Here is a 6,731-nt window from a genome sequence, read left to right as displayed (position 1 = left end):
GTCGGTCACCACGGATAAGGCGTTGGCCGATGCGAACAAGGCTGCCGGTGATGCGGCGGCGGCCAAGAGCACAGCGGACCAAGCCGCTGCCGATGCTGCTACCGCCGTCACCAATGCCGATGCCGCCAAGGCGGCCGCCGATCAGGCTTCGGTGAATGCCGCCACGGCGGCCACGGCCGCAGCAGACGCGGCCTCCGTGGCCGCTCAAAACGCCACCGATGCCAAGGCCGCTGCACAGGCCGCCGCTGCGGCCAAGTCGACTGCGGACGCGGCATTGGGTGATGCGCAGACCCAGGCTGCGGCCGCCGCCACGGCGTTGACCGACGCCACCGATGCCAAGGCCGCCGCCGACGCCGATAAGTCGGCCAAGGACGCGGCCAAGACGGCAGCCGAGACTGCGTTGGCCGATGCGAACAAGGCTGCCGGTGATGCGGCGGCGGCGAAGACGGTTGCGGATCAGAATGCGGCGGCGGCGCAGACGGCAGTGGATGCGGCTGCGGCGGTGAAGGTGACCGCGGATAAGGCGTTGGCGGACGCGGGTAAGGACGCTTCTGATGCGGCCGCAGCCAAGACCGTGGCAGACCAACAGGTTGTTGATGCCAAGACGGTTGCCGATGCTGCCGCTGCGGTGAAGGCCGCCGCGGATACCGCGCTGGCGGATGCGGATAGGGCCGCTTCCGATGCGTCGGCTGCGAAGGCCGCCGCCGATCAGAAAGCCACCGAAGCCGGTACGGCTGCTTCGGATGCGGCGACGGTGAAGGCCAACGCGGACAAGGCGTTGACCGACGCCGCCAAGGCTGCCAGCGACGCCGCGGCAACCGCGAGCGATGCCGCCGACAAGGCCGCCGCCGCCAAGACGGTCGCGGATACGGCTGCGGCGGTGAAGATCGCCGCGGATACCGCGCTGGCGGATGCCGATAAGGCCGCGGCGGATGCCGCGGCTGCCAAGGTGGCTGCCGATCAGAAGGCGGCCGATGCCAAGGCCGCGGCGGATGCCGCCACCACGGATAAGGCGGCAGCCGAGGGGGTGCTGGCAGATGCGGACAGGGCCGCGGCGGATGCGGCCGCTGCCAAGGTGGCTGCCGATCAGAAGGCCGCCGACGCGCGTACGGCATCGGATGCTGCTGCCGCGGCGAAGGCAGCAGCGGACGGGGCATTGGCAGACGCCGATAAGGCCGCTCTCGATGCCGCTGCCGCTGCCAGGGATGCCGCCGACAAGTCCACCGCCGCACAGGCTGCCGACGACGCGGCGGCAGCGGTCAAGTCTGCGGCGGATACGGCATTGGCCGATGCGGGTAAGACCGCCACCGACGCGACGACCAGCGCCAACGACGCCGCCGACAAGGCAACCGCTGCCAAGACAGCCGCCGATGCTGCTGCGGCCGTCAAGTCTGCGGCGGATACGGCATTGGCCGATGCGGGTAAGGCTGCCGCTGATGCCGCTGCCGCTACCACCGCTGCGGACCAGAAGGCCACTGACGCGGCTGCTGCCGCCGATGCTGCCGCTGCGGCAAAGATAGCCGCCGACAAGGTGTTCACCGATACTTCGAAGGCTGCCGCCGACGCCGCTGCCGCTGCCAGTGATGCCGCCGACAAGTCCGCAGCCGCGCAGGCCGCCGATGACGCGGCGGGCGTGGCCAAGTCCGCGGCGGACAAGGCGGTCGCGGACGCCGGTAAGGCTGTCTCGGATGCGGGCGCGGCCAAGGCCGCCGCGGATCAGGCGGCGGCGCAGGCCAAGTCGGCCTCCGATGCGGCTGCTGCGGCAAAGGCCAGTGCCGATCAGGCGCTGACGGATGCCAACAAGGGCGCGACTGACGCGGGCACCGCGGCCCAGGATGCCGCGGACAAGGCCGCTCTTGCCATCCAGGCCGCCGTCGATGCGACATCCGCAAAGGAGGCGGCCGACCAGAAGGCAACGGATGCGGCCAAGGTTGCATCGGATGCGTTGGCGGCCAAGGCTGCTGCCGATCAGAAGGCGGCCGAGGCCAAGTCGGCCTCCGATGCGGCCGCTGCGGCGAAGGCAGCTGCGGACGGAGCCTTGGCGGCTGCGGACAGTGCTGTTCAAGGTGCGGTTTCCGCGTCGGATGCGGCGGGTGTACAGGCCGGGCAGGCGGCGCAGGCTGCTGCGGCCGCGCAAGCCGCGAAGGCAGCCGCCGATCAGGCCTTGGCCGCGGCCGATCAAGCGGCCAAGGATGCCCTGTCGACATCCGATGCGGCGAATCAGGCATCGGCAGATGCCGCCAAGGCCGCCGCCGACGCCGCTGCGGCCAAGAGTGCCGCCGATCAGAAGGCCGCCGATGCGGCAAAGGCAGCTTCCGATGCGGCCGGTATCAAGGATGCCGCTGACCAGAATGCGGCCGCTGCCAAGGCTGCCGCCGACGCTGCCGCCGCGGCGAAGTCCGCTACCGATGGCGCGCTAGCGGGCGCGGACCAGGCCGCCAAGGATGCCGCTGCGGCGAAAGAAGCTGCAGATCAACAGCTTTCCGGTGCCGCCACATCGGCCGACGCGGCTGCCGCGGCTAAGGCGGCCGCGGATAAGGCCCTGGCAGATGCCAGCGCGGCGGCGAAGGCAGCCACGGATGCCGCCACGAATGCCGGCGACAAGGCAGCCCAGGATGCCAAGGCTGCGGCCGATGCTCAGGCAGCCAAGGCTGCTGCCGACAAGGCACTGGCAGATGCGGCCAAGGCGGCTCAGGATGCTCAGACGGCCAAGGACGCTGCGGCGGCCAAGGCCACTCAGACCGCGGATGCGGTGCAGGCGGCGACCGATGCGGCGGCCGCCGCGAAGGCTGCTGCCGAGCAGGCAGTCGGTGATCAGAAGGCGGTCATCGACGCGGCAACTCAAGCAGGGGTGGACAAGGCCGCCGTCGATAAGGCCGCGGCTGACGCGCTGCGGTCCGCGGAAGCCGCCGCCGCATCCGCCGAGCGTGCTGCCAACGCCGCCAAGGTGTTCGCCGAAGCTCAGGCTGCTGCTGATCGTGACCGCGCCGCGGCGGATCAGGCGTTGAAGGACAAGGACGTTTCGGCGCAGGCGGCGGCAGCCGACTCCGCCAAGGCTGCCGCGGATCGCGCTGCCGCTGCGACTCTCGAGGCGGCAAGTGCTTCCGATGCGGCAGCAGTCCAGGCGGCCGAGGGGCAGGCGGCGTTCCAGAAGTTGGCGGCCGAGAAGGCTGCCGCGGACCGGGCGGCGATGGACAAGTCCGCGGAGGAAGCTAAGCAGCGCCTCAATATCATTGCCGCGGATTGCCGCCCGATCTTCGCCGAGGCTGCGGCGGCGGCTCAGACCGATCCGAAGGCTCAGGCGGACCAGAAGGTCCAATCCACTGAGATCCAGGTTGGTGCGGCCGCGCAGCTGGCGCAGGCGCTTGACACCCAGCAGTCATCCGCTGAGCGTGCGGTGACAGACAAGACCGCGGCCGCGGCGAGTGCGGGTGCCGTGGCGGGCAGTGCGGTGTCCGACGCATCGGCTGCTCGTGCCAAGGCCGTCGAAACCGCGAAACAGGCAGCGGCCACGCAGACCGCCCTGGATACCGCATTGACCACGGGGGCACCGGCGCCCGAGGTCGCCGAGGCACAGACCGCAGCCCGGATCGCCGCGGAACAGGCGGACGAGGCCGAGCGTGCGGCACAGGCCGCCGAGGCGCTGGCCGCGCAGGCTACGGCCGCCGCACAGACGGCCGCGGGAGACCGGGCGGCCGCGGAGGCGGCCGCCAAGGCCGCCGCCGATCAGGCGGCAGCGGCGCGAGCAGATGCGCAGAAGGCCGCTGACGAGCTCGCTGCGGCACAACAGAAGGCCGACGGCTACGCGGCTGCCAAGGCGGCAGCGGACAAGGCCGCTGCGGATTACGCCGCCGCTGCTGCGAAGGACCGGCTCGCGTCCGCGAAGTCGGCTGAGGAAAAGGCAATCGCCGAACGTGCTTATGCCGATTGCGTTTCGGGGATGGCGGGCAAGTGCGGAGCCGCCAATGTCGGCAACGGGGGCTCGGCATGGAATCTGTTCGGCGGACGCCCGCTGTTCGGACCGGGTGGGTTGATCATCGGTGACGGTTCACCCAACGCGGCCGGTGTGTACACACAGCGCCCGCTGTTCGGACCGGGCGGCCTGATCATCGGTGACGGTGGCCTCGGCCAGGACGGCGGTCTGCTGATCGGCAACGGCGGCAAGGGATTACCCGGTCAAAAGGGTGGTAACGGTGGCCTGCTGTTCGGTAACGGCGGCGCCGGCGGTGACGGACTGCCCGGGCAGAAGGGTGGCGACGGCGGTAACGCCGGTCTGATCGGCACCGGCGGTGCGGGCGGTAAGGGCGGCGACGCATCCGCGACGGCCGACGGCAAGACCGGTGTCGGCGGTGCGGGCGGTAACGGTGGCAAGGGTGGTGCACTGGCGGGTGACGGCGGTGCTGGCGGCAAGGGCGGAGAGGGCAGTAACTTCTTCACCGGAACGTCGACCGGCGGTGCCGGTGGTGACGGTGGCAGTGCGGGCATGCTCGGCAATGGTGGAGCGGGCGGCCAGGGTGGCACCTCGAATTCGTTTGATACCAGGACATCCGAACCAGGAACCGGCGGCAATGGCGGTGCCGGCGGTAGCGGCGGCCTGGTCGCGGGCAGCGGCGGCGCTGGTGGTGCCGGTGGCGAGGCCAAGACAACCTATGGGGAGACCAAGGGCGGTACCGGTGGCACCGGCGGAGCCTCGGGTGGTCTTACCGGTGACGGCGGTTCCGGTGGCACCGGCGGTGCTTCGTCGAGCCTGGGCGGCAGCGCGGTTGGCGGCGATGGCGGCAATGGCGCGAGTTCGCACGCCGTCGTCGGCAATGGCGGCAGCGGAGGGGCCGGAGGCAAGGCCGAGACCTCCAGCGGGCTCGTGAAGACCGGACCGGCCACGGGCGGAAAGGGCGGCACCGGCGGAAGTTCGGGTGTCATCGGCAATGGCGGTGGCGGCGGCGCCGGAGGCGATGCAAACGGCGATGGCACCAAGAGCACCACAAAGACCGGCGGGGTGGGCGGCAAGGGCGGTGCATTCGGCAAGAACGGTCGTGCGGGTGCCGACGGTTCCTCCACGACGGGATCCGACACCGGATCCCATACCAACGCTACGGGCTCGCGTGCCAGTGATGGTGGCGCCAACAAGTCCACGCCGGCAGGATCTGCGCGCGCGGGTACCTCATCACACGGGACGAAGAAGCAGTCTGGTGGCGAAGGTGGGGACAGCGCGGGTGAGACGGGCGCCGGTTCGCCTAGCGGCTCCACCTCGTCTAGCGGTTCGAGCTCGTCCTCGTCCTCCGGTGGTTCGTCCTCGTCCGGTGGCGGCGGCTCGTCCTCGGGCTCGGGGAGTTAGTCGGACTGGCAGATCTTCCATTCCTTGTCGCGGAACTGCAGATCGAAGCTGCGCGATGAGCGGGTCTGCGGTGCGAACGCCATGAAAGAGGTGACATTGGCTTCGGCGTGCTCGCCGTTGACCACCACCTCGTCGATGCTGGCCACCACGGGGTACTGCTTGGCGGCGGCCACCTTCTGATAGGTCTGGGACCATTCGGCATCGGGGTAGCGGACGTAGCCGTCGCGGGTCTCGCCGCAGGTGATGGCGCGCAGCGCCGCCAGATTGCCGGTCTGGATGGCGTTGTCGTAGTTCTGAATGCTGTTGCGTACCAACTCTTCTTGCGATGCCTTCGGTGCGCTGGTACGCGAGATGATGACGGCCGCGAGCACGATCACCGCGGCCAGCGCGGCGACGACGAGTGTCAGCGCGATCACCCAGCCCCAGCTGCGCTTCTCTTCTTTGCGTGGTGCGATCGTCTCCGGGGTCGCGATCTTGGGGCGCGCCTGGGTCGCTAGTGGCTGGATCATCTCGGTCTTCGGATCGTCGCCGACGGGCGCGATCATCTCGGTCTTGTTGGCGTCGAAGCCCGGTGCCGTATAGCGCGGAACGTCCGGTTTTGCCGGAGGCATCACGACGGTCTGCGCATCGTCGAGCGGGGGGACTGGGCCGGTATCGGCGGTATCGGATATCTCCGGGGTGTGCGCGGCGCCTTCCGGCTGCTCGGCAGAGTCCACAGGCTCGTCGCCCTGTGAGTCGGGCTTGGCCTCGGAATTTCCACCGGTGGGGTTCGCCATGCGTTTCGTTCCTTATCCGTGCTTAGCGCTCTTTCGCGCAGGCGCGATCGACCGCGCCCACCCTATCGCGATCGCGGGATCGGATTGGCGTCAGAATGGCTGCATGAGTCCAATGCATGATCTGCTGGGTCCCGAGCCTGTGCTGCTACCCGGAGACGCCGAGGCCGAGTCGGCCCTGATCGAGGGCCGGGATCCTGCCGCGGTCGCGGCGGCGTACCCCTCCGCATCGATCGCCTGGGCCGAACTGGCGGAGAACGCGCTGGACGGTGACGGCTCGGTCGGCAGCATCATCACCGCCTACGCATTCGCGCGTACCGGGTATCACCGGGGCCTGGACCAGTTGCGACGGAACGGATGGAAGGGCTTTGGGCCGGTGCCCTACTCGCATGAGCCCAACCGTGGCTTCCTGCGTGCGGTGGCCGCCTTGGCGCGCGCCGCCCAGCTGATCGGCGAGAGCCACGAATTCGCGCGGTGCTGCGATCTGCTCGACGACTGCGATCCGGCCGCTCGCCCCGCGCTACTTACTTCCTGACGTCCACACGCCGTCTCGTGGCGGCAATGTGCGATACGAATCCGCCGCCGCGCGGCGTGTCGGCGAAGCGCGCGGGCGGAATGACCCA

Annotated in this window: 3 protein-coding genes; 2 read left to right on the top strand and 1 reads right to left on the bottom strand. The window is 69.9% G+C overall.

Annotated features, from left to right (window positions below; genetic code table 11):
- Nucleotides 1–22: 22 nt before the first annotated feature.
- Nucleotides 23–5,335 (top strand): hypothetical protein, encoded by a 5,313-nt coding sequence (locus AOT83_RS28325; protein WP_205626753.1) that lies wholly within the window; start codon nucleotides 23–25, stop codon nucleotides 5,333–5,335.
- On the opposite strand, the gene AOT83_RS06440 is transcribed toward AOT83_RS28325, so the two are convergent.
- Complete coding sequence (locus tag AOT83_RS06440) at nucleotides 5,332–6,111, bottom strand: hypothetical protein (protein WP_030096231.1); 780 nt, start codon at nucleotides 6,109–6,111, stop codon at nucleotides 5,332–5,334. The two genes, AOT83_RS28325 and AOT83_RS06440, sit on opposite strands and share 4 nt — an antisense overlap.
- A 103-nt stretch (nucleotides 6,112–6,214) precedes the next feature.
- Between AOT83_RS06440 and AOT83_RS06435 the strand changes: the two genes are divergently transcribed.
- Complete coding sequence (locus AOT83_RS06435; protein ID WP_030096232.1) at nucleotides 6,215–6,643, top strand: DUF3151 domain-containing protein; 429 nt, start codon at nucleotides 6,215–6,217, stop codon at nucleotides 6,641–6,643.
- The last annotated feature ends 88 nt before the right edge of the window (nucleotides 6,644–6,731 follow it).

The organism is Mycobacteroides sp. H001, from assembly GCF_001440005.1.
Taxonomy (GTDB): Bacteria; Actinomycetota; Actinomycetes; order Mycobacteriales; family Mycobacteriaceae; genus Mycobacterium; species Mycobacterium gwanakae.
Note: the sequence above shows the minus strand (reverse complement) of the source record. Positions and strands in the feature narration are given on the sequence as shown.

Bases quoted from the DNA above. Each gene is read 5' to 3' on its own strand.
- AOT83_RS06440 (WP_030096231.1), bottom strand. From the start codon at position 6,111: ATGGCGAACCCCACCGGTGGAAATTCCGAGGCCAAGCCCGACTCACAG.
- AOT83_RS06435 (WP_030096232.1), top strand. From the start codon at position 6,215: ATGAGTCCAATGCATGATCTGCTGGGTCCCGAGCCTGTGCTGCTACCC.